Origin of the sequence: Pleomorphomonas koreensis DSM 23070 (assembly GCF_000425185.1) — a bacterium.
Lineage (GTDB): Bacteria > Pseudomonadota > Alphaproteobacteria > Rhizobiales > Pleomorphomonadaceae > Pleomorphomonas > Pleomorphomonas koreensis.
Genome location: NZ_AULH01000011.1, coordinates 118,690 through 144,578, shown reverse-complemented (window position 1 = coordinate 144,578; position 25,889 = coordinate 118,690). Strand labels below are relative to the sequence as shown.

General features: G+C 67.2%; 23 protein-coding genes. 18 read left to right on the top strand and 5 right to left on the bottom strand.

Annotated features, from left to right (window positions below):
- Positions 1 to 44: 44 nt before the first annotated feature.
- The 12 genes from nuoG to H512_RS0110705 all read left to right on the top strand — a co-directional run bounded on the left by nuoG (position 45) and on the right by H512_RS0110705 (position 14,094).
- Positions 45 to 2,141 (top strand): NADH-quinone oxidoreductase subunit NuoG, encoded by a 2,097-nt coding sequence (gene nuoG, locus H512_RS0110760; RefSeq protein WP_026783457.1) that lies wholly within the window; start codon positions 45 to 47, stop codon positions 2,139 to 2,141.
- A gap of 10 nt (positions 2,142 to 2,151) precedes the next feature.
- Positions 2,152 to 3,198, top strand: coding sequence for an NADH-quinone oxidoreductase subunit NuoH (gene nuoH / locus H512_RS0110755; protein WP_026783456.1), 1,047 nt, complete (start codon positions 2,152 to 2,154; stop codon positions 3,196 to 3,198).
- An 11-nt stretch (positions 3,199 to 3,209) separates the two neighbouring features.
- Positions 3,210 to 3,452: a hypothetical protein gene (locus H512_RS0110750; protein WP_026783455.1), complete on the top strand. Its 243-nt coding sequence runs from the start codon at positions 3,210 to 3,212 to the stop codon at positions 3,450 to 3,452.
- 76 nt (positions 3,453 to 3,528) lie between these two features.
- Positions 3,529 to 4,017, top strand: coding sequence for an NADH-quinone oxidoreductase subunit NuoI (gene nuoI, locus H512_RS0110745; RefSeq protein ID WP_026783454.1), 489 nt, complete (start codon positions 3,529 to 3,531; stop codon positions 4,015 to 4,017).
- A 57-nt stretch (positions 4,018 to 4,074) separates the two neighbouring features.
- Positions 4,075 to 4,686 (top strand): NADH-quinone oxidoreductase subunit J, encoded by a 612-nt coding sequence (locus tag H512_RS0110740; RefSeq protein ID WP_026783453.1) that lies wholly within the window; start codon positions 4,075 to 4,077, stop codon positions 4,684 to 4,686.
- Between the two features lie 46 nt (positions 4,687 to 4,732).
- On the top strand, positions 4,733 to 5,041 hold the full coding sequence (gene nuoK, locus H512_RS0110735) for an NADH-quinone oxidoreductase subunit NuoK (RefSeq protein ID WP_026783452.1): 309 nt from the start codon (positions 4,733 to 4,735) through the stop codon (positions 5,039 to 5,041).
- Between the two features lies 1 nt (position 5,042).
- Positions 5,043 to 7,139 (top strand): NADH-quinone oxidoreductase subunit L, encoded by a 2,097-nt coding sequence (nuoL, locus tag H512_RS0110730; RefSeq protein ID WP_026783451.1) that lies wholly within the window; start codon positions 5,043 to 5,045, stop codon positions 7,137 to 7,139.
- Between the two features lie 2 nt (positions 7,140 to 7,141).
- Positions 7,142 to 8,668, top strand: coding sequence for an NADH-quinone oxidoreductase subunit M (locus H512_RS0110725; protein ID WP_026783450.1), 1,527 nt, complete (start codon positions 7,142 to 7,144; stop codon positions 8,666 to 8,668).
- 11 nt (positions 8,669 to 8,679) lie between these two features.
- Positions 8,680 to 10,107: an NADH-quinone oxidoreductase subunit NuoN gene (gene nuoN / locus H512_RS0110720; RefSeq protein WP_156899460.1), complete on the top strand. Its 1,428-nt coding sequence runs from the start codon at positions 8,680 to 8,682 to the stop codon at positions 10,105 to 10,107.
- Between the two features lie 7 nt (positions 10,108 to 10,114).
- Positions 10,115 to 10,876 carry a biotin--[acetyl-CoA-carboxylase] ligase gene (locus H512_RS0110715; protein ID WP_026783448.1) on the top strand — a complete coding sequence of 254 codons (762 nt, stop codon included), beginning with the start codon at positions 10,115 to 10,117 and terminating at the stop codon, positions 10,874 to 10,876.
- A gap of 220 nt (positions 10,877 to 11,096) precedes the next feature.
- Complete coding sequence (locus H512_RS0110710) at positions 11,097 to 12,713, top strand: ribonuclease J (RefSeq protein ID WP_053239769.1); 1,617 nt, start codon at positions 11,097 to 11,099, stop codon at positions 12,711 to 12,713.
- Between the two features lie 157 nt (positions 12,714 to 12,870).
- A complete protein-coding gene (locus H512_RS0110705) occupies positions 12,871 to 14,094 on the top strand; it encodes a pilus assembly protein TadG-related protein (protein ID WP_245585391.1) in 1,224 nt (407 codons plus the stop codon).
- A gap of 6 nt (positions 14,095 to 14,100) precedes the next feature.
- On the opposite strand, the gene H512_RS0110700 is transcribed toward H512_RS0110705, so the two are convergent.
- A complete protein-coding gene (locus H512_RS0110700; RefSeq protein WP_026783445.1) occupies positions 14,101 to 15,060 on the bottom strand; it encodes an AEC family transporter in 960 nt (319 codons plus the stop codon).
- 234 nt (positions 15,061 to 15,294) lie between these two features.
- On the opposite strand from H512_RS0110700, the gene H512_RS23535 reads away from it, so the two are divergent.
- From H512_RS23535 to pncB, 6 genes are all read left to right on the top strand, one after another.
- Positions 15,295 to 16,197 (top strand): LpxL/LpxP family acyltransferase, encoded by a 903-nt coding sequence (locus H512_RS23535; RefSeq protein ID WP_036791230.1) that lies wholly within the window; start codon positions 15,295 to 15,297, stop codon positions 16,195 to 16,197.
- Between the two features lie 224 nt (positions 16,198 to 16,421).
- Positions 16,422 to 18,293, top strand: coding sequence for an OmpA family protein (locus H512_RS23530; protein ID WP_053239760.1), 1,872 nt, complete (start codon positions 16,422 to 16,424; stop codon positions 18,291 to 18,293).
- A 116-nt stretch (positions 18,294 to 18,409) separates the two neighbouring features.
- Positions 18,410 to 19,150 carry a DUF2182 domain-containing protein gene (locus H512_RS23525; protein WP_053239759.1) on the top strand — a complete coding sequence of 247 codons (741 nt, stop codon included), beginning with the start codon at positions 18,410 to 18,412 and terminating at the stop codon, positions 19,148 to 19,150.
- Between the two features lie 158 nt (positions 19,151 to 19,308).
- Positions 19,309 to 20,034 carry a CDP-alcohol phosphatidyltransferase family protein gene (locus H512_RS23520; protein WP_169507146.1) on the top strand — a complete coding sequence of 242 codons (726 nt, stop codon included), beginning with the start codon at positions 19,309 to 19,311 and terminating at the stop codon, positions 20,032 to 20,034.
- A gap of 65 nt (positions 20,035 to 20,099) precedes the next feature.
- Complete coding sequence (locus H512_RS0110675; protein ID WP_026783444.1) at positions 20,100 to 20,822, top strand: TerC family protein; 723 nt, start codon at positions 20,100 to 20,102, stop codon at positions 20,820 to 20,822.
- 230 nt (positions 20,823 to 21,052) lie between these two features.
- Positions 21,053 to 22,357 (top strand): nicotinate phosphoribosyltransferase, encoded by a 1,305-nt coding sequence (gene pncB / locus H512_RS0110670; RefSeq protein ID WP_026783443.1) that lies wholly within the window; start codon positions 21,053 to 21,055, stop codon positions 22,355 to 22,357.
- 293 nt (positions 22,358 to 22,650) lie between these two features.
- Here the strand turns inward: pncB and accC are convergent, their stop codons facing one another.
- The 4 genes from accC to H512_RS0110650 form a co-directional block, all read right to left on the bottom strand.
- The gene (gene accC / locus H512_RS0110665; protein WP_026783442.1) at positions 22,651 to 24,003 is read right to left on the bottom strand and encodes an acetyl-CoA carboxylase biotin carboxylase subunit; all 1,353 of its coding nucleotides are present in this window, start codon (positions 24,001 to 24,003) and stop codon (positions 22,651 to 22,653) included.
- A gap of 8 nt (positions 24,004 to 24,011) precedes the next feature.
- Entirely contained in the window at positions 24,012 to 24,488 is a 477-nt protein-coding gene (accB, locus tag H512_RS0110660; protein ID WP_026783441.1) for an acetyl-CoA carboxylase biotin carboxyl carrier protein, read from the bottom strand.
- Between the two features lie 26 nt (positions 24,489 to 24,514).
- Complete coding sequence (gene aroQ, locus H512_RS0110655; protein WP_026783440.1) at positions 24,515 to 24,958, bottom strand: type II 3-dehydroquinate dehydratase; 444 nt, start codon at positions 24,956 to 24,958, stop codon at positions 24,515 to 24,517.
- Between the two features lie 158 nt (positions 24,959 to 25,116).
- Positions 25,117 to 25,881 carry a DsbA family protein gene (locus H512_RS0110650; RefSeq protein ID WP_026783439.1) on the bottom strand — a complete coding sequence of 255 codons (765 nt, stop codon included), beginning with the start codon at positions 25,879 to 25,881 and terminating at the stop codon, positions 25,117 to 25,119.
- Between the last annotated feature and the right edge of the window lie 8 nt (positions 25,882 to 25,889).

The following is a 25,889-nucleotide window of genomic DNA, read 5'->3' as shown; positions in this document are numbered from 1 at the left end:
GGCCGCCGCAGGAATGGCGCCGCTCCAGCAAGGGTTGGGTCGACATGGCAAAACTGATCGTCGACGGGATCGAGGTCGATGTGGCTCCGGAGCTGACGCTCTTGCAGGCCTGCGAAGCGGCCGGCGCCGAGATCCCGCGCTTCTGTTTCCACGAACGCCTGTCGGTCGCCGGCAACTGTCGCATGTGCCTCGTTGAGGTGAAGGGCGGCCCGCCGAAGCCGACCGCTTCCTGCGGCATGAACGTGCGCGACCTCAGGCCCGGCCCCAACGGCGAGCCGCCGGTGGTGCTGACCAACTCGCCGATGGTCAAGAAGGCCCGCGAGGGCGTGATGGAGTTCCTGCTGATCAACCATCCGCTCGACTGCCCGATCTGCGACCAGGGCGGCGAGTGCGATCTCCAGGACCAGGCGATGGCCTACGGCGTCTCCGGCTCGCGCTTCTTCGAGAACAAGCGCGCCGTCGAGGACAAGTATCTCGGGCCGCTGATCAAGACGTCGATGAACCGCTGCATCCATTGCACGCGCTGCGTCCGTTTCACCACGGAAGTGGCCGGCATCGCCGAGATGGGCCTGATCTCGCGCGGCGAGGACGCCGAGATCACCAGCTATCTCGAAAAGGCGCTGTCGTCGGAGTTGCAGGGCAACGTCATCGACCTCTGCCCGGTCGGTGCGCTGACCTCCAAGCCCTATGCCTTCCAGGCCCGGCCGTGGGAGCTGACCAAGACCGAATCCATCGACGTGATGGATGCCGTCGGTTCGGCCGTCCGCGTCGACGCGCGCGGCCGCGAGGTGATGCGCGTGCTGCCGCGCCTCAACGAGGCGGTCAACGAGGAGTGGATTTCCGACAAGACCCGCTTCATCTGGGACGGCCTCCGCACGCAGCGCCTTGACCGGCCCTACGTCAAGGTCGACGGCCGCTTCCGGGCCGCGTCCTGGCAGGACGCCTTCACGGCGATCGCCACCCGCGTCTCGTCGACGGCGCCCGACCGCATCGGCGCCATCGCCGGCGACCTCGCCTCGGTGGAGGAGATGTTCGCGCTGCGCGAGCTGATGGCGGCGCTCGGCGTCGCCTCGGTCGACGGCCGGCAGGACGGCACCGCGCTGCATCCGAAGTTCGGCCGCGCCTCCTACGTCTTCAACGCCAGCATCGCCGGCATCGAGGAGGCGGACGCCATCCTGATGATCGGCGCCGATCCGCGCCACGAGGCGTCGGTGATGAACGCCCGCATCCGCAAGCGCTGGCGGGCGGCCGGCGGCAAGCTGCCGATTTTCACCATCGGCGCGCCGGTCGATCTCACCTATCCGCACGTCCACCTCGGCAACGACCCGGCGGCGCTCCAGCAGCTCGACGCCGCCGCGCTCGACGCGCTGAAGGCGGCTCAGAAGCCGCTGATCATCGTCGGGCAGGGCGCGCTGGTCCGCCGCGACGGCCTGGCGCTGCTGTCGCTCGCCGCCAAGGTCGCCACCGAGGTCGGCGCCGTCACCGACGGCTGGAACGGCTTCTCGGTGCTGCACACCGCCGCCTCGCGCGTCGGCGCGCTCGACCTCGGCCTCGTGCCGGGCGAGGGCGGCCGCGACGTCGCCGGCATGATCGACGCCTCCGAGAAGGGCGAACTCGACGTGCTGTTCCTGCTCGGCGCCGACGAGTTCGGCGCCCAGCATCTCGGGCCGGACACCTTCGTCGTCTACATCGGCAGCCACGGCGACACCGGTGCCCACCGCGCCGACGTCATCCTGCCGGGCGCCGCCTACACCGAGAAATCCGGCACCTTCGTCAACACCGAGGGCCGGGTGCAGATGGGCAATCGCGCCGCCTTCCCGCCGGGCGAGGCCCGCGAGGATTGGGCGATCCTGAGGGCGCTGTCGGAGGTGCTCGGCCGCCGGCTGCCGTTCGACAGCCTCGCCCAGCTCCGGGCGAAACTCTATGCCGCGCATCCGGCGTTCGCGGCGATCGACACGATCCCGGCGGCCGACCCGTCGGCGGTGGCCGGCCTTGCGGCGCTCGGCGGCATCGTGCGGCCCGAGCCCTTCCTGCCGGTGGTCGCCGACTTCTACCTCACCAATCCGATCGCCCGCGCCTCCAAGGTGATGGCCGAGTGCTCGGCGCTTGCCCGCTCCGGGCGCAGCATCGCAGCGGAATGAGAGACGCCCCATGAGCTTCTGGTCCGATATCGTCTGGCCCGTTGTGGTGATCGCCGCTCAGAGCATCCTGCTGCTGGTGCTGCTCTTGGTCATCGTCGCCTTCATCCTGCTCGCCGACCGCAAGATCTGGGCGGCGGTGCAGATCCGCCGCGGCCCCAACGTGGTCGGCCCGTTCGGGCTGTTCCAGTCCTTCGCCGATCTGCTGAAGTTCGTGCTGAAGGAGCCGGTGATTCCCTCGGGTTCGGCCAAGGGCCTGTTCCTGCTGGCGCCGCTGGTGACGGCGACGCTCGCCATGCTGTCCTGGGTGGTGGTGCCGGTCAACGACGGCTGGGTGATCGCCGACATCAACCTCGGCGTCCTGTTCATCCTGGCCATCTCGTCGCTCGGCGTCTACGGCACGATCATGGCCGGCTGGGCGTCGAACTCGAAGTATCCCTATCTCTCGGCGCTGCGCGCGGCGGCGCAGATGGTGTCCTATGAGGTGTCGATCGGCCTCGTCATCATCACCGTGCTCCTGTGCGCCGGCTCGCTGAACCTGTCGGCCATCGTCCGCTCGCAGGAGACCGGCCTCGCCGGCATGATCGGCCTGCCGTGGCTGACCTTCCTCAACTGGTACTGGCTGCCGCTGCTGCCGATGTTCGTGGTGTTCTTCGTCTCGGCTCTGGCGGAAACCAACCGGCCGCCGTTCGACCTGGCGGAAGCCGAATCCGAGCTGGTGGCCGGCTTCATGGTCGAATACGGCTCGACGCCCTACATGATGTTCATGCTCGGCGAATACATCGCCATCTGCACCATGTGCGCCATGATGGCGCTGATGTTCCTGGGCGGCTGGCTGCCGCCGGTCGACGTCGCGCCCTTCACCTGGGTGCCGGGCATCGTCTGGTTCCTGGCCAAGGCCGTGCTGATGTTCTTCTTCTTCGCCATGGCCAAGGCGATGGTGCCGCGCTACCGCTACGATCAATTGATGCGCCTCGGCTGGAAGGTGTTCCTGCCGCTGTCGCTCGTCTATGTCGTGCTGGTGGCCGGCGTGCTGCAGTTCACCGGCTGGGCGGCCTGACGGGGGATGCGATGGAGCTGTCGCTGGCGGGAGTGATCGGAGCGGCGGTCGGCATCGGGGTCGGTCTCATCGACTACGGCCTGATCGCCTCGTTGATCCGGCGGGCGCTGGAGCGCCGGCCGGGATTGCTGGACCCGCGGCGGGCGGACCTTCTGATGAAGGTGCTGTTCGTCGCCAATGCCGTCGCCTTCGCCATCCTCGGCTGGTGGCTGGGCGTGACGGTGGCTGGAACGGGGCTGCCGGCGCCGGGCTGATGGGGCGACGGAGCATGATTTCGGACGGGCGGCGCCATCGGGCGTCCTCCGGACGGGAACGAAGGAAGCGGGTACGATGAAACTCAGTCAGGTGGCAAAGTCGTTTCTGCTCTGGGAGTTCGTGACGGGGTTCGTCCTCGCCATGCGCTACTTCTTCAGGGCGAAACCGACCATCAACTACCCCTTCGAGAAAGGGGCGGTCAGCCCGCGCTTCCGCGGCGAGCACGCGCTGCGCCGCTATCCGAGCGGCGAGGAGCGCTGCATCGCCTGCAAGCTCTGCGAGGCGATCTGCCCGGCGCAGGCGATCACCATCGAGGCGGGCCCACGCGGCAACGACGGCACCCGCCGCACCACGCGCTACGACATCGACATGGTGAAGTGCATCTACTGCGGCTTCTGCCAGGAAGCCTGCCCGGTGGACGCCATCGTCGAGGGGCCGAACTTCGAGTTCGCCACCGAGACGCGCGAGGAGCTGTACTTCTCCAAGGAGCGGCTGCTGGAGAACGGCGACCGCTGGGAGCGGGAGATCGCCCGCAACATGGCGGCGGACGCGCCCTACCGCTGAGCGGCCGGAAACTGACGGGATTGGACGCGCCGGCAGGCGCATCGGGGACCAAGCGAGATGATACAGGCCTTGTTCTTCTATCTGTTTGCGGCGGTCACCATCGCTTCGGCGGTGATGGTGATCTCCTCGCGCAACCCCGTGCATTCGGTGCTGTTCCTGATCCTCGCCTTCGTCAACGCGGCCGGGCTGTTCATGCTGGCCGGCGCCGAGTTCCTGGCGCTGCTGCTGATCGTCGTCTACGTCGGCGCCGTCGCCGTGCTGTTCCTGTTCGTGGTGATGATGCTCGACGTCGATTTCGTCGAGCTGCGCCAGGGCTTCATGCAGTACCTGCCGATCGGCGTCCTGATCGGCCTGATCTTCCTCGCCGAACTCCTGATGGTGGCCGGCGCCTGGGTGTTCGCGCCCGAGGCGACGGCGACGGCCTCGGCGCCGATCCCCGATCCCGCCGTGGTGTCCAACACGGCGGCGCTCGGCCAGCTCCTCTACACGCGCTACATCTACTTCTTCCAGGTGGCCGGCCTGGTGCTGCTGGTCGCCATGATCGGCGCCATCACGCTGACGCTACGTCACCGCGCGTCCGTCCGCCGCCAGAACATCTCCGCCCAGGTGGCGCGCACCCGCGCCACCGCCATCGAGGTCAAGCACGTCGAGCCGGGGAGGGGACTGTGACCGCCATTTCGCACCGCTATCCCGCCGGACAAGGAAGGTTGATCCCATGACGCTCGGTCTTGCGCACTACCTGTCGGTGGCGGCGATCCTGTTCACGCTCGGCGTGCTCGGCATCTTCCTCAACCGGAAGAACGTCATCGTCATCCTGATGAGCGTCGAGCTGATCCTTCTCGCGGTCAACCTCAACCTCGTCGCCTTCTCGCACTTCCTCGGCGATCTCGTCGGACAGGTGTTCGCCCTGTTCGTGCTGACGGTCGCCGCCGCCGAGGCCGCCATCGGCCTTGCCATCCTGGTCGCCTTCTTCCGCAACCGCGGCTCCATCGCGGTGGAAGACATCAACGTGATGAAGGGCTGAGATGTATTCCCTCATCGTCTTCCTTCCGCTCATCGGCTTCCTGGTCGCCGGCGCCATCGCGCTCTGGGGCGCGGCGGCCACCGTGCCGGCGCCCGAGGGCGGCCACGACGCCCATGGTCAGGCGGCCCACGACGATCATGCCGCCGCCTCCCATGGCGATCACGACGACCACGGCCACGACGACCACCATCACGCGGTGGAACCGGCGGCACCGGGCTCGCGCGTCGCCGAACTGGTGACGACCGGCCTGTTGTTCGTGTCGGCGATCCTGTCCTGGGTGGCCTTCATCTCGGTCGGCTTCGGCGAGCACGAGACGCAGTCGATCCGGGTGCTGACCTGGTTCACCTCCGGCGCCATGCAGGTCGACTGGGCCTTCCGTGTCGACACGCTGACCGTCGTCATGCTGGTGGTGGTCAACACGGTGTCGTCGCTGGTCCACCTCTATTCGATCGGCTACATGGCCGACGACCCCGACCGGCCGCGCTTCTTCGCCTATCTCAGCCTCTTCACCTTCGCCATGCTGATGCTGGTGACCGCCGACAACCTCGTCCAGATGTTCTTCGGCTGGGAAGGGGTGGGCCTTGCCTCCTATCTCCTCATCGGCTTCTGGTACAAGAAGCCGTCGGCCTCGGCGGCCGCCATCAAGGCGTTCGTCGTCAACCGCGTCGGCGATTTCGGCTTCATGCTGGGCATCTTCGGCATCTTCGTGATGTTCGGCACCATCAGCCTCAGCGACATCTTCGCCAACACGGCCACCGTCCAAGGCAAGACGCTGCACTTCCTCTGGGGCGACTGGGACGCCATCACGGTCATCTGCCTCTTGCTGTTCATGGGCGCGTGTGGAAAGAGCGCGCAGTTCCTGCTGCACACCTGGCTGCCTGACGCCATGGAAGGCCCGACGCCGGTCTCGGCGCTGATCCACGCCGCCACCATGGTGACGGCCGGCGTGTTCATGGTGGCGCGGCTGTCGCCTCTCTTCGACCTCAGCCCGACGGCGCTCACCGTCGTGACGCTGGTCGGCGCGGTCACCGCCTTCTTCGCCGCCACCGTCGGTCTGGTCCAGAACGACATCAAGCGGGTGATCGCCTATTCCACCTGCTCGCAGCTCGGCTACATGTTCGTGGCGCTCGGCGTCGGTGCCTATGGCGCCGGCGTGTTCCACCTGTTCACCCACGCCTTCTTCAAGGCGCTGCTGTTCCTCGGCGCCGGCTCGGTGATCATGGCCAGCCATCACGAGCAGGACATGCGGGCGATGGGCGGCCTTCGCAACAAGATCCCGCTGACCTTCTGGGCGATGCTGCTCGGCACGCTGGCGATCACCGGCGTCGGCATCCCCGGCACCGAGATCGGCTTCGCCGGCTTCCTCTCCAAGGATGCCATCATCGAGAGCGCCTTCGCCGGCCACAATCCGGTGTCGGGGCTCGCCGCCGTGCTGCTGGTGATCGCCGCCGGCTTCACCAGCTTCTACTCCTGGCGCCTGATCTTCCTGACCTTCTTCGGCAGGAGCCGCGCCCCGAAGGACGTCTGGGATCACGCCGAGGAAAGCCCGCCGGTGGTGCTGATCCCGCTCGGCGTGCTGTCGCTCGGCGCCGTCCTGGCCGGCATGGTGTTCTACGGCGCCTACGTCGGCGAAGCGCAGGCCGAGTTCTGGAAGGGCGCGCTGTTCTACGGCCCCGACAACCACATCCTGCATGCCATGCACGAGGTGTCGTTCCTGGTGAAGGCGTCGCCGTTCATCGCCATGCTGGTCGGCCTTGCCGTGGCCTACTGGTTCTACATCCTGAGCCCGGCGCTGCCGAGGAAGCTCGCCGCCGCGCTGCCGTGGCTCTACAGGTTCCTGCTCAACAAGTGGTACTTCGACGAGCTTTACGACTTCATCTTCGTGCGGCCGGCCTTCGCCATCGGCCGGCTGTTCTGGAAGACCGGCGACGGCGCCATCATCGACGGTCTCGGCCCCAACGGCATCGCCGCCCGCGTGCAGGACGTCACCGCCCGCGTCGTGCGGCTCCAGACCGGTTATGTCTACCATTATGCCTTTGCCATGGTGATCGGCGTTGCCGCCCTCATCACCTGGGCCATGTTCGCCGGGGGACACTGAGCATGAGCGGAATGCCGCTTCTGACGCTGACCACGTTTCTGCCGCTGGCAGGCGCCCTGTTCATCCTGATGATCCGGGCGCAGGACGAGGCCGCGATCCTCAACATCCGCCGGGTGGCGCTCTACACCACCATCGCCACCTTCCTGGTGTCGATCGGCATCTGGACCGGCTTCGACCCGAAGAACCCCGGCTTCCAGCTCACCGAGACGGCGGGCTGGTCGGGCAGCTTCTTCGCCTACCGCATGGGCGTCGACGGCATCTCCATCCTGTTCGTGCTGCTCACCACCTTCCTGATGCCCTTCTGCATCCTGGCCAGCTGGGAGTCGGTGCAGGTCCGCGTCAAGGAATACATGATCGCCTTCCTGGTGCTGGAAACGCTGATGGTCGGCGTGTTCTGCGCCACCGATCTGGTGCTGTTCTACGTGTTCTTCGAGGGCGGCCTGATCCCGATGTTCCTGATCATCGGCATCTGGGGCGGCCAGCGCCGCGTCTACGCCTCCTACAAGTTCTTCCTCTACACGCTGGCCGGCTCGGTGCTGATGATGCTGGCGGTGATGGCGATGTACTGGGAGAGCGGCACCACCGACATCACCGAGCTGGTCAACCATCCGTTCCCGGCCTCGATGCAGTGGTGGCTGTGGTTCGCCTTCTTCGCCTCCTTCGCGGTGAAGATGCCGATGTGGCCGGTGCATACCTGGCTGCCGGACGCCCACGTCGAGGCGCCGACCGCCGGCTCGGTGCTGCTCGCCGCCATCCTGCTGAAGATGGGCGGCTACGGCTTCCTGCGCTTCTCGCTGCCGATGTTCCCGCTGGCCTCCTATGACCTCGCGCCCTTCATCTTCACGCTGTCCGTCGTCGCCATCGTCTACACCTCGCTGGTGGCGCTGGTGCAGGAGGACATGAAGAAGCTGATCGCCTATTCGTCGGTCGCCCACATGGGCTATGTGACGATGGGCATCTTCACGCTGAACACGCAAGGGTTGCAGGGCGCGGTGTTCCAGATGTTCAGCCACGGCCTCGTGTCGGGCGCGCTGTTCCTCTGCGTCGGCGTCGTCTACGACCGCCTGCACACCCGCGAGATCGCTGCCTACGGCGGCCTCGTCAACCGCATGCCGGCCTATGCCACGGTGTTCATGGTGATGACCATGGCCAACGTCGGCCTGCCCGGCACGTCGGGCTTCATCGGCGAGTTCCTGACGCTGTCGGCCGCCTTCCAGGTCAACACCTGGGTGGCCGCCTTCGCGGCGCTCGGCGTCATCCTGTCGGCGGCCTACGCCCTCTGGCTGTTCCGCCGCGTCGTCTGGGGCGCGCTGACCAAGGCGAACCTCAAGGCGATGATGGATCTCTCCCCGCGTGAGGTGGCCATCCTGGCGCCGCTCGTCGTGCTGGTGATCCTGTTCGGCGTCTATCCGCTGCCGGTGCTCGACGCCACGGCCGCGTCGGTCGAGGCGCTTCTCCGTTCCGTCCATGCGGCGATCGATGCCGCCAACGCGACCGCGTCGGCCGGTTCGTTGCCGCTGATCCGCTGAGGGCACAGATGATGACCGCACTTCCCGACTTCGCCCTCGCCGGACCGGAAATCCTGCTGGCTGCCGGCGCCCTGGTGCTGCTGATGCTCGGCGCCTACGGCGGCGAGCGGCGGGCCGGCCTCGTCTCCGGCCTGTCCGCGTTGCTGCTCGTCGTCGCTGCCGTGGCGGTGATGCTCGGCCGCGAGGGTACCACCTTCGACGGCGCTTTCGTGGTCGACGGCTTCGCCCGCTTCGTCAAGGTACTGGTGCTGATCGGCTCGGCGCTGGCCGTGGTGATGACGCAACGCTTCGCCGTCGCCGAGAAGTTCTTCAATTTCGAGCTGCCGGTGCTGATCGTCATCGCCACCATCGGCATGATGCTGATGATCTCGGCCAATGACCTGATCGGTGTCTACCTCGGCCTCGAATTGCAATCGCTGGCGCTCTACGTCGTCGCCGCCTTCCACCGCGACGACGGCCGCTCGACCGAGGCCGGCCTCAAGTATTTCGTGCTGGGCGCGCTGTCATCGGGCATGCTGCTTTACGGCGCCTCGCTGCTCTACGGCTTCACCGGCCACACCGGCTTTGCCGGCATCGCCGCCGCCGCCACAGCCGGCGGCTCGTCGCTGGGTCTCACCTTCGGCATTGTCTTCGTCGCCGCCGGCATCGCCTTCAAGGTGTCGGCCGTGCCCTTCCATATGTGGACGCCCGACGTCTACGAGGGCGCGCCGACGCCGGTCACCGCCTTCTTCGCCGCCGCCCCGAAGATCGCCGCCATGGCGATGTTCGTCCGCGTCGTGCTGGAGGCCCTGGGGCCGGCCCACGTCGAATGGCAACAGATCGTCGCCTTCATGTCGCTGGCCTCGATGGTGCTCGGCGCCTTTGCCGCCATCGGCCAGCGCAACATCAAGCGACTGATGGCCTATTCGTCGATCGGCCACATGGGCTTCGCGCTGGTCGGCCTCGCCGCCGGCTCGGAGGCGGGCGTCTACGGCATCCTGATCTACCTCGTCACCTATCTCGCCATGACGGCCGGCGCCTTCGCGGTGATCCTGTCGATGCGGCGCGACGGCGTGATGACCGAGGACATCGACAGCCTCGCCGGCCTCTCCCGCACCAATCCCGCCGTCGCCTACCTGCTCGGCATCATCCTGTTCTCGCTGGCCGGCATCCCGCCGTTCGCCGGCTTCTTCGGCAAGTACTTCGTCTTCGCGGCGGCGATCAATGCCGGCCTCTACTGGCTGGCGGTGATCGGCATCCTGTCCTCGGTGGTCGGCGCCTACTACTATCTGCGCATCGTCAAGATCATGTTCCTCGACGAGCCGGCCGCCGCCTTCGAGCCGATGGGCGGCGAGATGAAGGCGGTGCTCGGCGTCACCGGCCTGTTCGTCGCCGCCTTCGCGCTGGTGCTGGGGCCGCTGGGCGACGCGGCGCTGGCCGCCGCCAAGACGCTGTTCTGAGGCGCCGATGAGCGAGGGTGCGGGGCTCGTCTGCCCTGAGGGATACGCGGCCGTCCATCTCGACGCGGTCGGCTCCACCAATGCCGAGGCTTTCGCGCGGGCCGGGCAGGGCGCCGCCTCCGGCCTCTGGGTGGTCGCCCGCCGCCAGACGGCCGGTCGCGGCCGGCGCGGCCGCCTCTGGACGTCGGAACCGGGCAACCTCTATGCCTCGCTGCTGCTGCGCGATCCCATCGAGGAGGCGCGGCTCGGCGAGCTGCCGCTGGTCGTGGCGCTCGCCGTACACGACGCCGTGGCGGCGGCGCTGCCGCCGTTCACGCGCGGCGATCTCGCCATCAAGTGGCCGAACGACGTCCTCTACGGCGGTGCCAAGCTTTGCGGCATCCTGATCGAGGCGGCGAGCCAGGCCGGGGGCAGGGTGGTGGTGGCCGGCATCGGTATCAACTGCGCCCATCACCCGGCCGACACGCTCTATCGCGCCACCGATCTCGGGGAGGCCGGCTATCCCACCGATCCCGAGGCGCTGTTCGCGCTGCTGGCCGCCGCGATGGCCCGCCGCCTCGCCGAATGGCGGACGCGCGACTTCTCCGGCTTGCGCGACGCCTGGCTGGCCCGCGCCCGCGGCATCGGCGAGGCGATCACCGTCCGCCTGCCGGCCCGCGAGGTTTCCGGCGTCTTCACCGGCCTCGACGAGGACGGCCGCCTCCTGCTGCGCCATGACGGCGGCCTCGAGACGATCTCGGCCGGCGACGTGTTCTTCGCCCGCTCCTGACGCCTTCGGTCACACTGACGTGCATGCTCCGGTCTCGACGTCTTCTTTCCGAGAGTTTTCTTGACGCGGCCGCCTTTCGCGTCCACGTAGAACCCATCGAACAAAGATGTACGAATGCGCGCCGGCAGGGGCCGGCGACTGGAGACTTTACGTGACGAAAAAGAAGAGCGGGGCCGACGAGGTCATTTTCCTGCCGCTGGGCGGCGTTGGCGAAATCGGCATGAATCTCGCCCTCTACGGCCTCGGTTCCGAGGCCGACCGCAAGTGGCTGATGGTCGACTGCGGCGTATCCTTCGCCGGCCCGGATCTGCCGGGCGTCGACCTCTTGCTGCCCGACATTTCCTATATCGAAGCCTACAAGGACGACCTCGTCGGCATCCTGATCACCCACGCCCACGAGGACCATTACGGCGCCGTCTACGACCTGTGGCCGCGCCTAGGCGTGCCGGTCTACATGACGCCCTTCGCCGCCGCGCTGCACGCCGCCAAGCGCGAGATGGAGCCGGGCGCGCCGCGCGTGCCGACCAGCGTCGTCCAGCAGGGCCAGCGCTTTTCCATCGGCCCGTTCGACCTTGAACTGATTGCCATGTCGCATTCGCTGCCCGAGCCGACGGCGGTGCTGATACGCACGCCGCTCGGCAACGTGCTGCACACCGGCGACTGGAAGATCGACCACGACCCGCGCGTCGGCCGACCGATCGATATGGTCCGCCTGGCCGAGATCGGCGGCGAGGGCGTCGACGCCATGGTCTGCGATTCCACCAATGCCGTGCGCGCCGGCCGCAGCCCCTCGGAGGGCGAGGTGGCGCGCGGCCTGTCGGAGGTGGTGGCGCGCGCCAAGAAGCGCGTTGCCGTCACCATCTTCGCTTCCAACCTCGGCCGCATCCGCTCGATCGCCGAGGCCGCCGCCAAGAACGACCGCGAGGTGGTGGTGGTCGGCCGGGCCATCCGCCGCGTGCTCGACGTGGCCGGCGAACTCGGCATGCTGGAGGGTCTGCCGCCTTTCCGCGACGAGGAAGCCTACGGCTACCTGCCGCCCGACAAGGTGGTGGCCATCGTCACCGGCAGCCAGGGCGAGGCGCGCGCCGCCATGGCTAAGATCGCCGCCGGCGACCATCGCAACATCACGCTCGATCGCGGCGACATGGTGATCTTCTCCTCGCGCACCATTCCCGGCAACGAGAAGGCGGTCGGCGCCATCAAGAACAAGCTGGTGGAGCAGGGCGTCGAGATCGTCTCCGACGGCGACGCGCTGGTCCACACCTCCGGTCACCCGCGCCGCGACGAGATGATGGAACTCTACCGGCTGGTCAAGCCGAAGGTGGCGGTGCCGGTGCACGGCGAAGCCGTCCACCTCGCCGCCCACGAAACGCTGGCCCGCGAGGCAGGCGTGCCGCGCGTCGCCCGCACCAGGAACGGCGAGATGCTGCGCCTGCTGCCCGGCGACGAGCCGCAGGCGGTCGGCCACGTGCCATTCGGGGTGCTGGTCAAGGACGGCACTCTGGTTCGCGATCCCGAGGGATCGGGCGTCGTCGAGCGGCGCAAGATGAGCTTTGCCGGCGTCATTGTCTGCACGTTGCTGATGAATGGCCGCGGCGAAATCCTCGGCGAATACGGCCTCAACTGCTTCGGTCTGCCGGAGACCGACGACAAGGGCGAGGACTTCGAGGACGTGCTGGCCGCCGCCGTCGATGGTTGCCTGGTCTCCATCCCCAAGGCCCGCCGCAAAGACGAGGACCTGGTGGCCGAGGCGGTGCGGCGGTCGATCCGCGCCGCCGCCAACCAGCGCTGGGGCAAGAAGCCGATCACCGAGGTGACGGTACTCAGGGTGGACTGAGACCCATCCGCGACGGACGACGCGCGGAATCGGCAGATGGTCGAAAAAACGCGGTATCGCGGCAATCTGTTGTTAGTGCCACCGGCGATATGCTCTGCCCCCTGGAGGGACCATGGGCATTCGTCGGTTTTTGCACGATCGGGATGGCAACGTGGCGATGATCTTCGCCGTCTGTCTGGTGCCGCTTCTGGTCGGCATCGGGGCAGCGGTCGATTATTCGCGGCTGGCCGATGCGCGCGAGACCATGCAGCACTCGCTGGACGCCACCGTGCTCGCCCTTTCCTCCGAGGCGCCGAAGCTCACCGCGGCAGCGCTCAACACCCGCGCCGGGCAGGTGTTCAACGTCAATTTTCCGGCCAGCACCGCCACCGGCGTTACCGTTGCCGCCACCTATACGAAGACCAGCGGCGCCGTGATCTCCGCGTCCGCCAGCGGCAGCGTGCCGATGACCTTCATGAATCTCGTCGGCATCACCTCCAAGGACATCTCGGTGACCTCGAAATCCGCCTGGTCGTCGAAGCGGCTGCGCGTGGCGCTGGCGCTCGATAATACGGGGTCGATGGCCTACTCCGGCAAGATGACCGCGCTCAAGACGGCGACCAAGAACCTCATCGACAAGCTGAAGGGACAGTCGAGCACGGCCGGCGATATCTACGTCTCCATTGTTCCCTTCAACAAGGATGTCAATATCGGCACGAACCTGTCGTCTTACGTGGACTGGGGCCAGACCGGCCGGCTATGCTCATGGAACAGCTGGCGGGGGCGCTATGACTGCGCCGACGGTTATCTCTGGACGCAGGGCAAGGCCAAGTCCACCTGGCAGGGATGTGTCGCCGACAGGACTCAGGAATACGATATTTCGGTTTCCGTTCCGACCGCCTTGTCGAACTACTACCCGGCTGAAAACTATGCCGACTGCGGCAAGGCGCTCACCCCGATGACCAACGACTGGACGATGCTGACTACGGCGGTTGACGCCATGACGCCGACCGGCGCCACCAACCAGACGATCGGTCTCGTCTGGGCGTGGCAGTCGCTGAAGTCGACCTCGCCGCTCAACGCGCCCGCCAAGGAAGCCAACTACGACTATCAGGATGTGATCATCCTGCTGTCCGACGGCGAGAACACCATGAACCGCTTTGCCGGCGACGGAACCTCCCACACAACGGCGGTGGACGATCGCATGTCGAAGGTTTGCGCGGCGGCCAAGGCCGACGGCGTGATCGTCTACACCGTGCTGGTGATCGAAGGCACGGAATCCGTCCTGAAGAACTGCGCCAGCTCGGCCGACAACTATTTCAACGCCTCGTCGGCCGACCAGATCATCACCAGCTTCGGCGCCATCGGCGACAAGCTGTCGGCGCTGCGCATCGCCCAGTAGGTCGCCTCAGGGATTGAGCACCGGCACGAGGCCGTGCGTCACCAGATAGAGCGTCGCGGTCACCGTCATTATCGAGGCGGCTGTTCCGATCAGGATGCCGGTGGCCGTCTCGTCGACATAGAGGCGGTATTGCTGGGCGGCGGCGTAGCAGGTGGCGGCCGGCGGCAGGCAGGCCATCAGCACCGCCGCGTGGAGCCATACCGGCGGAAAGCCGCCGACCAGCGTCACCATCGTCCAGGCCATCAGCGGATGCACCACGAGCTTGACGGCGACCAGCGCCGGCAGTTCGCGATAGGGCCGGTCGACCGGTTGCAGCGCCACGGTGACGCCGATCGAGAACAGGGCGGCCGGCGCCGCCGAGGCGCGCAGCATGCCGATGGTGGTGGCGATGCCCTGGGGCAGTTCGACGCCCGACGCCGAGCCCAGCACGCCGGCGAGGCTGCCGAGAATGAACGGATGCGTCAGGATGCGGCGCAAGACGAGCGCCACCGTGGCGCCGACCGGCTGATCCCCGTCGCCGAACACCGCCATCAGCGTTGGCAGCAGCGTGAAGATCAGCACCACGTCGAAGCAGAAGATCAGCGCCGTCGGCGCGGCGGCGGCGCTGCCGAGGGCGGAGAGCGTCAGCGCCGGCCCCATGTAGCCGACATTGGCATAGGAGCCGATCAGGCCCTGCAAGGTGGCGGTGCGGAAGTGCGCGCCGGTCAGCGCCCGGCCGACGGCCACGGCGATGAGGAAGGTGAGGAAGGTCGAGGTGGTGGTGGCAAGCGCGAACGAGCCGCGCATCAGCTCGTGAAGCGGCGTCCTGGACAGGATGTCGAAAAACAGGGCCGGCAGGGCGACATAGATCAAATAGAAGTCGAGCCAGGCGAGGCCTGTGCGCGGCAGGCGGGCGAGCTTTCCCGACAGGAAGCCGAGAAAGATGATGCCGAAGAACGGCAGCGCGAGGGTGATGACCTCGATCATGTATGACCCAATGGGCTCCCCGCCCGGGGCGGCAAGGGAGAAGCCGTCGGGCGTCTTCCGAATAGCTCCGGCGGCGCCTCCGGAATACTCCGGTAAACGCCGCATCGCCCGTGGTGGTTCGTCCGAGACGGGGGTGGAGCGAAGCCGCGAAATGCGATAACTGCTCGTCGCACGATTTCAGGCGGCGCGGCGGATACCGACATGTCGCAGCCGTCGACAGAGAGGCTTGGCGCGTTGAAGCAACGAAAGGCCGCGAGGGCGGCCCGGTTCTGGCTCGAATACGCGGCGCTGCGTGCCGTGGTTGCCCTCCTGTGCCTCCTTGGCGTTGATGCCGCGTCGGCGCTGATGGGCCGGCTCTGGCGATGGTTCGCGCCCTTCAACCCGCGTCATCGTCGGGCCGGGCGGCATCTTGCCTTTGCCATGCCCGAGCTGACGGAATCCCAGCGGTCGGCAATCCTGTCGGATATGTGGGAGAACCTCGGCCGCACCTTTGCCGAGGGGCTGCTGCTGCCCGAGGTGTCCCGCCGGCCGGAGCGGGTCGTGGTGAGCGACGGGCTCGCCGCCGACATCCGGGCATTGGGCGACGGCGGCGCCATCTTCTGCTCGCTGCATCAGGGCAACTGGGAACTGCTGGCGATCGGCAGCGCCGCCCAGGGCAAGCCGCTGGCCGGCGTCTACCGCCGCCTCAACAATCCGCTGACGGAAGCCTATTTCCGCTCGCGGCGGCAGGAAGCCTATCCGGCGGGACTGGTGGTGGCCGGCCCCGCCGCCGTGCTGCGCCTGCGCTCGATCGCCCGCGGCGGTGCCGGCGTCGCCATGATGGCCGACTTGCCCGACGGCACCGGCATCCTGGCGCCATTCTTCGGCCATCCCTCGTCCTTGTCGAAGCTGCCGGTCACGCTGGCCCGTCATCTCGGCCTGCCCCTGCTGGCGGCGCGCTGCCGCCGGACGGACGGGGCGTATTTCTGCATCGAGGGCGGCCGCATCGACCTGCCGCAGACCTCGGACGTCGATGCCGACGTCGACAAGGGAACGCGCGCCCTGCATGACCTCTTCGAGAGCTGGATCCGCAGCGAGCCGGGACAGTGGATGTGGGCGACGCGCAAGTGGGGAGAGGTCGACCCCAAGGGGATGTGACCGGGCCGACGGCCGTTCATCCAGCATTCATGTCAAATCGTTGAAATGACGGGGTTTCGCCGCACTTTTTCCGATTGATGCCGCATTGGCCGGGCAAGGTTCGGAACCGAAGGCCGCCGGTGTCTGTTTCTACGGCGGACTTGGCCGGCGAACACTTGCGGCCTCGGGCCGCCCGTTCGGGCACAATGCCGCGTCGCGGCGCAGACGAAGGCGGAGGAATTTTCATGAACCGATTGAAGACACTGTTGTTGGCCTGCGCCATCGTACCGTTGTCGCAGATGGCGCTGCCGACTGCTGCGAGCGCTGAGGGACTCCTCCTCGCTCAGGCGGATCCGGCCTGCCAGCCGGACGATCCCAATTGCGTGCCGCCCGAAAAGGTGGCCCCGCGTCAGAAGGAGCCCGAGGCGCAGCCGCCGAAGGAGGAGGCCGCACCGCCGCCACCCCCGAAGGAAGAAGCCGCGCCGCCGCCGCGCCAGCCTGAGCCGGAGGCGCAGCCCGAGCGTCCCGCTCCGCAGCCCCAGGCCCAGCCCGAGGCGCCCGCTCCCAAGCAGGAAACCGCGCCGCCGCCGCGCGAATCCGAGCGCAAGGCCCGACCGGAGCGCCGCGCGCCCGAGCCGGAGATGCAGCCCGAGCGTCCCGCTCCCCAGCCCGAGGCTCAGCCTGAAGCGCCGGCTCCGAAGCAGGAAGCCGAGCCGCCGGCTCGTGAATCGAAGCCCAAGACCCGGCCGGAGCGTCCCGCTCCTCAGCCTGAGGCGCAGCCCGAGCGGCCGATGCCGCAACCCGAGGCTCAGCCTGAACGTCCGGCGCCCAAGCCCGAAGCCCAGCCCGAGCCGCCGGCACCCAAGCCCGAAGCCCAGCCCGAGCCGCCGGCGCCGCCCAAGCCCGAAGCTCAGCCCGAGCCGCCGGCGCCGCCCAAGCCCGAAGCTCAGCCTGAACGTCCGGCGCCGCAGCCGGAAGGCCGGCCTGACGATGGCAACCGGCGGCCGCAGGGCGAGCCTCCCCGGCCGCCGGCCCAGCCTGACGGTCGTCCGCCGATGCCGCCGGCCCAGCCGGGCGGCGAGCCACCTCCGCCGCCCGCCGCTGGCGCCGGCCCCGAAGCCCCGCCGCCGCCGGCCCTCATCGAGAAGCTCGGCAATCCCGGCGCCGGTGCCGCCGAGGCGATCGACCGGAGCGTCGACCAGAAGGCCGGCAACATCCGCGATATCCAGCGCGAGCGCCGGGTGATCAGCAACGACAACGGCCTGCGCGTCACGGTGGAGCCGGGCGGCCGCATCATCGTCCAGAGCGGCGATGAGGCGGTGATCCGCCACGACGACCGCGCCCGCTTCGACCGCCACGGCCGTGACGTCTCCGACCGTCCGACCCGTGACGGCGGCCGCGAGGTGATCGTCGATACCCGCGATGGCGGTCGCGTGCGGACGCTCTATGACCGTAACGGCATGATGGTGCTGCGCGAGCGTCTCGACGACGACGGCCGCAGCTACGTGCTGTTCGACAACCGCGGCTATGGGCCGGGGCCGGTCGACGAGCCGGGCTGGCAGCCGATCGTCCGCTTGCCGCCGCCGCGGATCGACATGCCGCGCGATCGCTACCGCGTCGAGATGCGGTCGGCACCGCCGCGCTACGTCGAGGAGGCGTTGACCGCGCCGCCGCTGGTCGAGGTGCAGCCGCAGTACACGCTCGATCAGGTGATCTACAGCCCGGATCTGAGGGCGCGGGTGCGGTCGGTCGATCTCGACAGCATCACCTTCTCGACCGGTGCCTGGACGATCGAGGGTAGCGAGATCCCCAGCCTCGAGGCCGTGGCGCGCGGCATCGATGCGGCGCTGCGACGCAACCCCAACGAGGTGTTCCTGGTCGAGGGCTACACCGACGCCGTCGGTTCGGTGGTCGACAACCTGTCGCTGTCCGACCGTCGCGCCGAGGCGGTGGCGAATGTGCTGACCGACCACTACGACATCCCGCCGGAGAATCTGGTCACCCAGGGCTACGGCGAGAGCTACCTCAAGGTGCAGACGGACGGGCCGGAGCGTGCCAACCGTCGCGTCACCGTGCGTCGCATCACGCCGCTGCTCTCCACCAGCAGCCAGCAGTGAGGCGATTGAGGCATCCGAAAAGCAATCGCCGGCGGCGATTGCGGATCGCCATGCTTCTCCGCTAGAAAGAAGCCCCGTCCCCTCGCGGACGGGGCTTTCGTTTCGGGATCACCGTTTTGCTGAACCGCTTCGCCCTTGCCGTCGGCAATCACCCGCGTCGGCTGGTCATGGCCGCCGTCCTGGTGATGGCCGCCATCGGCTGGCTGTGGCTGGTCCTCGCCGCCCTTGACGACGACATGCAGGGCGCGCTGATGCCGTCGATGGCCGCCGACTGGGACGCCGGCGACATCGCCCTGGTGTTCGGCATGTGGGCGGCCATGGTGTTCGCCATGATGCTGCCGACGGCGGCGCCGACCTTCCGCGCCTATGCCGGCCGGGCGGGTGCCGCCACGCTGGCGCTGGTCGCCGGCTACACCGCCGTCTGGCTGGCCGTCGCCGTCGTTGCCGCTGCCGGGCAGGCCTGGCTCGTCCGCCTCGGCGCGCTGTCGCCGCATATGGCGCCGGCCGGTACGGCGCTGTCGGCTTCGATCCTGCTCGCTGCCGGCATCTACCAGTTCACGCCGCTGAAATGGGCCTGCCTGGTGCGTTGCCGCAACCCGCGCGTCGCCGATCTGGACGGCGAAGCCATCGCCGCCTTCCGCATCGGCGTCGAGGAAGGGCTCGCCTGCCTTGGCTGCTGCTGGGCGATGATGGCGGTGATGTTCGCCGCCGGCCTGATGAATCTCGCCGCCATGGCCTTCCTCGGCGTGCTGATGGGCGTCGAGAAGCTGGTTTCCGGCCTCGGGCTGACGTATTTCCTCGGGGTTTCGCTCATTCTTGCCGGTGTCATCTTGGCGAGCGGCCTTGTCATCGGGTAGATTGTCGCCAGATGTAACCATCCGGCAGGATTGGTAAGGTTTTGGGCGATGATCTCTGGAACTCCGTCGGACGGCGTGTCGCGTCCGTTCATGATGGCTTGCGGCCCGGCCGTCGGTTCGGACGAGAGGAGCGGCGCGTGATGACGGAACTGACGCTTGTGAGCAGACATCAGAATGCGTTGATCGCCCTTGCCGTGCACGCCTTCACGGCGAGCGGTATCGTTCTGGCCATGCTCGCCGCCTTCGCTGCCTACAGTCTCAACTGGCCGGCCTTCTTCATGTGGCTGGGGCTGGCGCTGGTGGTCGACGGCGTCGACGGCCCGATCGCCCGCAAGGTCGGCGTCGAAAGCCGCCTGCCGACCTTCTCCGGCGCGGCGCTCGATTTCGTGGTCGACTACGTCACCTACGTCTTCCTGCCGGCTCTGGCCGTGGCGACGGCCGGCTTTACCTCCATCCCCATCGCGCTCGCGCTGGCCGGCATCATCGTCTTCACATCGGCGATGTATTACGGCGACACGCGCATGAAGATGAAGAACAACGCCTTCCGCGGCTTCCCCGTCGTCTGGAACGGCGTGGTGTTCCTCTATTTCGTGTTCGAACTCAATCAGTTCGCCGTCATCGGCATCACCCTTGCCCTGTCGGTGCTGACCTTCGCGCCGATCGCCTTCGTCCATCCGACGCGGGTGGTGAAGTGGCGGCCGCTGACCCTCGTCGTGACGCTCGCCTGGTTCCTGCTCGCCGGCGCGGCGCTCGCCTGGGACCTCAACCCGCCGCTCACCATCAAGATCGGTCTGGCGCTCGCCACCGCCTATCTGGCACTGGTGGCCGCCGTGCAGCAGCTCATCGACATATTTCTTTCGCGCAAGGCCCGCCTGACGGGTTGAACGGTTGACGGAACACTCCAGATTCGGACGTTATCTGACGATCGCATCTGGGGGATGCCGTATTCATGCTCGATCTCATTTTCAATGCCAATGCCTGGGCCAGCCTCCTTACCCTGACGGTGATGGAGATCGTGCTCGGCATCGACAATCTCGTCTTCATTTCAGTGCTGACCAGCCGCCTGCCGATCGATCAGGCCCGTAAGGCCCGCGCCGTCGGCCTCTCGCTGGCGCTGATCTTCCGCATCCTGCTGCTGGTCGCCCTGTCCTGGCTGATCGGGCTGACGGCGCCGCTGTTCACGCTGTTCGGCCACGGCTTTTCCTGGCGCGACCTGATCCTCCTGGCCGGCGGCCTGTTCCTGCTCTACAAGGCGACGCACGAGATCCACAAGGGCATCGAGGGCGAGGAGGACGCGAGCGGCAATGTCGTGCACGCCGCCTTCGGCGCCACGGTGGCGCAGATCATCGCCATCGACATCGTTTTCTCGATCGACAGCATCATCACGGCGATTGGCATGGCCGAGCACGTGCCGGTGATGATTCTCGCCGTGGTCATCGCCATGATCATCATGTTCGTGGCGTCGGAGCCGATCTCGCGCTTCATCCACAACCACCCGACCACCAAGATGCTGGCGCTGTCCTTCCTGCTGCTGATCGGCGTGTCGCTGGTCGCCGACGGCGTCGGCTTCCACGTGCCGCGAGCCTACATCTACTTTGCCATGGCCTTCTCGGCCGGCGTCGAGGCGGTCAACATCATGGCCAGCCGCCGGCGGCGCAAGGCCAAGGAATGAACCGGTAAACGACCGATTGCCCAGTGGGCCGGGAAGAGGGCGGCGGAGGCGATCCGCCGCTCTCTTTGCATATGCGAACGGTCGCCAAAACTTGATCCGCGCCATCGGTGTTTCTACGGATTTCGCTTGGGATATAGATCGTTTCAGGCTACCACCTCTGACAGGTGGCGCCTCGTCCGCGTTTTTCGACGTCCATGGGTCGCCTCGCTTCATCACGGATAGCTGGACCGATGAGCACCACCGATATCGCCAAACGCGTTCACGACCACAATTGGAAACTCGACCCGATCATCCGCAGCCTGCTCGACACGGACATCTACAAGTTCCTGATGCAGCAGCTGATCTGGAAGCGCTATCGCGACGTCGACGTCACCTTCTCGCTGATCAACCGGGCGAACCGCATCCGCCTCGCCGACGATATCGACGAGGATGAGCTTCGGGCGCAACTCGACTACGCCCGCTCGCTGAAGCTCGGCAACAAGGAGTGGATATGGCTGGCCGGTAACACCTTCTACGGCAAGCGGCAGATCTTCGAGCCGGGATATCTGGAATTCCTGCGCGACTTCCAGCTGCCGCCCTATGAGTTGTCCAAGGCCGAGGGCCAGTATCAGCTCGAATTCCACGGTCCCTGGACCCACACCACCATGTGGGAAATCCCGGCTCTCGCCATCATCAACGAGCTGCGGTCGCGCTCGGTGATGAAGACCATGCGCCGCTTCGAGCTGGACGTTCTGTATGCTCGCGCCAAGGCCAAGCTGTGGAGCAAGGTGGAGCGGCTGCGCGCCTTCCCGGACATCAAGATCGCCGATTTCGGTACCCGCCGCCGCCACTCGCATCTCTGGCAGGACTGGTGTGTCAACGCGCTGAAGGAAGGGCTCGGACCGGCCTTCATCGGCACCTCCAACGTGCTGATGGCCATGAAGAGCGATCTCGAGGCGATCGGCACCAACGCCCACGAGCTGCCGATGGCCATGGCGGCGCTGGCCGACACCGAGGACGAGATGCGCCAGGCGCCCTACCGGGTGCTGCTCGACTGGCAGGAGCTTTACGACGGCAACCTGCTGGTCGTGCTGCCCGACGCCTTCGGCACCGCCTCCTTCCTGCGCGACGCGCCGGACTGGGTGGCCGACTGGAAGGGCTTCCGCCCCGACAGCGCCGAGCCGGTGGAAGGTGGCGAGGAGATCATCGCCTGGTGGAAGTCGAAGGGCCGCGATCCGCGCGACAAGCTGATCGTCTTCTCCGATGGCCTCGACGTCGAGGAGATCGAGCGCGTCTACACCCACTTCCGCGGCCGCGTGCACATGAGCTTCGGCTGGGGCACCAACCTCACCAACGACTTCCAGGACTGCGCGCCGCAGCCGACCGACGACTTCGACGCGATATCGCTGGTCTGCAAGGTGACGCAGGTGAACGGCCGGCCGGCGGTGAAACTCTCCGACAACCCGGAGAAGGCGACCGGCGACCCGGCCGAGATCGCCCGCTACCTGCGCGTCTTCGGCGAGGCCGGGCGGATCAAGCGGCCGGTGCTGGTGTAGGCGGCAGGGCATCCAGTACATGCCGATGGGCAGGATATTCGCCGAGGCGCCCCTTCCTGTACGAGATGGTCCGCTTTCGCGGACCATGGCGGAGAATTATATATATAAAACATATACATAACTTGTCCTCCTCCGCGAAGGCGGAGGATCTCGGGCAGGTCGGGCAGGTCGGGCAAGAGGCAGATATCGGGCCTCTCGCAAGTGAGGGGCCTATTCAAAGCAATCCTGGAAACGGCAGCGCCGCCCGAAGGGCGGCGCGCCAAAAATAAGTAAGTATTTACTTACTTTACTGGTCAAGCCTCGAACGGCTTGGTGGCGAGCCACTTCTCCAGCCAGTGGATGTCGTAGGCGCCGTCGATGATGTCGGCGTTCTTCAGCATGTTGTTGAACAGCGGGATCGTCGAGTCGATGCCGTCCACGACGAATTCGTCGAGGCAGCGGCGCAGCCGCATCAGGCACTCGACGCGGTTGCGGCCGTGGACGATCAGCTTGCCGATCATGCTGTCGTAGTAGGGCGGGATCGTGTAGCCCTGATAGACGCCGCTGTCGACACGCACCCCGAGGCCGCCCGGCGGATGCCAGTAGGTGATCTTGCCCGGCGACGGCGCGAAGGTGGCGGCGTTCTCGGCGTTGATGCGGCACTCGATGGCGTGGCCGTTGAAGTGCACGTCCGACTGGCGGAAGCTCAGCGCCTGCCCCGAGGCCACCTTGATCTGCTCGTTGACGAGGTCGATGCCGGTGATCATCTCGGTCACCGGATGCTCCACCTGCAGGCGGGTGTTCATTTCGATGAAATAGAACTCGCCGTTCTCGTAGAGGAACTCGATGGTGCCGGCGCCCGAGTAGTTCAGCTCGGCCATGGCGTTGGCGACGATGGCGCCGATTCTCGCCCGCTCGTCGTCGTTGAGGGCCGGCGAGCGGGCCTCCTCCATCACCTTCTGGTGGCGGCGCTGAAGCGAGCAATCGCGTTCGCCGAGGTGGACGGCGTTGCCCTGGCCGTCGCCCAGCACCTGCAATTCGATATGGCGCGGCTTCAGGAGATACTTCTCGATGTAGACCGCGTCGTCGCCGAAGGCGTTCTTGGCCTCGGTCTTGGCGGCCGACATGGCCGACGGCAGTTCAGCCTCGGTCATGGCGACGCGCATGCCACGGCCGCCGCCGCCGGCCGACGCCTTGACCAGCACCGGATAGCCGATCTCGGCGGCGATGCGGAGCGCGTCCTCCTCGGATTCGACGGCACCGTCCGAGCCCGGCACCACGGGGATGCCGAGGCGCCGGGCCGTCGCCTTGGCCTCGATCTTGTCGCCCATAATGCGGATGTGGTCGGCCGAGGGGCCGATGAAGGCGATGTTGTGGGCGGCCAGAATGTCGGCGAAGCGGGCGTTCTCGCTGAGGAAGCCGTAGCCCGGATGCACCGCCTCGGCGCCGGTGATCTCGCAGGCGGCGACGATGTTGGGGATGTTGAGGTAGCTGTCGCGCACCGGCGCCGGGCCGATGCACACGCTTTCGTCGGCGAGCCGGACGTGCATGGCATTGGCGTCGGCCGTCGAATGGACGGCGACGGTGCCGATGCCCAGCTCCTTGCAGGCGCGCAGCACCCGGAGGGCGATTTCGCCGCGATTGGCGATGAGGATCTTCTCGAACATGGGTCCGGTCACTCGATGATCAGCAGCGGTTCGCCGAATTCGACCGGCTGGCCGTTTTCGACGAGCACGGCGGTGACGCGGCCGGCGCGCGGCGCCGGAATGTGGTTGAGGTGTTTCATCGCCTCGATGATCATCACCGTCTGGCCTTCCTTCACCGTGTCGCCGACCTCGACGAAGGCGCGCGAGCCGGGCTCGGGCGCCACATAGGCGGTGCCGACCATCGGGGAGGGCACGGCGCCGGGGTTGGCGGCCGGATCGGCCGCCTTCGGCGCCTCGGCCGAGGCAGCGACCGCCGCGGCAGGGGCGGCCATGGCGGGCATCGACGGCGCAGCCCAGCCGCCGCCCTGGGTGATGGTGACCGGCGCCGCCGTCCGAGCCACGCGGATCTTCAGCTTCTCCTGCTCCACCTCGATCTCGGTGAGATTGGTCTCGTCGAGGATGTTGGCAAGCTGGCGGATCAGTTCGTAGTCAAAGGTCTGGGGCATCGGTTCTCACCGGATTGGGACGGCGGTCACCCTTTCAGGAGACCGGCGAGGGCTTCGAGCGCGAGCGTGTAGCCGAGGGGGCCGAGGCCGACGATCACTCCGGCCGCCACGGGCGACACAAAGGACCGATGCCGGAAACTCTCGCGGGCATGGACGTTGGAGATGTGGACCTCGATCAGGGGAACGCCGGTTCCCTTGATCGCGTCGTGGAGGGCGATCGACGTGTGCGTGTAGGCGCCGGGGTTCATCACCACGCCGGCGCCGCGCCGAGCGGCCTCCTGGATCCAGTCGACGAGCACGCCTTCATGGTTGGACTGGCGGAACTCGACGGTGGAAAAACCCAGCGCGATGGCCTTCTCGCGGCAATTTGCCTCGATGTCGGCGAGGGTCAGCGATCCGTAGATGCCCGGTTCCCGCGTTCCGAGAAGATTGAGGTTCGGTCCGTTGAGGATGAACGCTTCAATGGGCAATCGGTCGGTTCCCTTTCAGGCCGGGGACAGGAGTGGCCGCACCCGCATGGCGGGCCGCGACCGGCTTCCTTATAGGCACATGCCGCGCCGAAAAAAAGAGGCAGCGCCAATTCATCCCCGTCCGTCGGCGCCGGAGGGCCGGCGGCTCCGACCAAAGATCAGCAGGCGGTCTTGCCGCAGGTGCGCATCGCCTCGATCTTGCGGTTCAGCTCGGCAAAGCCGACGGCACCGTAGACCAGTTCGTCGCCGATGACATAGGCCGGCGTGCCGTTGATGCCGAGCTTGTGGGCAAGGTCGTAGGAATGGGTGATCACCTCGGCCACCTCCGGCGTATCGGCCGTCTCCTTCACCTTGGCCGCGTCGAGGCCGGCCTTGACCGCCGCCGCCAGCGCGCGGTCGCCATCGGCCTGGCCGCGGATCCCCATCAGCTCGAAGTGGAAGGCTTCGTAGGCGCTTGGGTCGAGGATGTTGACGGCGGCCGCCACTTTGGCCGCCTCGACCGAGCCCTGGCTGAGGATCGGGAACTCCTTCAGGACGATCTTGACGTCCTTCTCCTTGTCGAGGATGGCGCGCGTGTCGGAGAGGGCCTTCTTGCAGTAACCGCAGTTGTAGTCGAAGAACTCGACCAGGGCGATCTTGGCGTTGGGGTCGCCGAGCACCGCCTGGTGGGGCGAGGAGAAGATGGCCGCCTGATTGGCCTTGATGGCGTCGGTCCGCCCCTGTTCTTCGGCCGCCTTGCTTTTGGCGTCGAGCGCCTGCAACGCCTCGGTGATCACCTCCGGATGATCCATGAGATAGGCCTTGACCACGTCGCCGATCGCCGCCTTCTGGCTGTCGGTGAACTCGTCGGCCACGGCGGCGGCGGTGAAGAGGGCCGTCGCGGCCAGCGCGGCCGACAGCGTTTTCCTGAAGTGGGCGAACATGCGTCTGC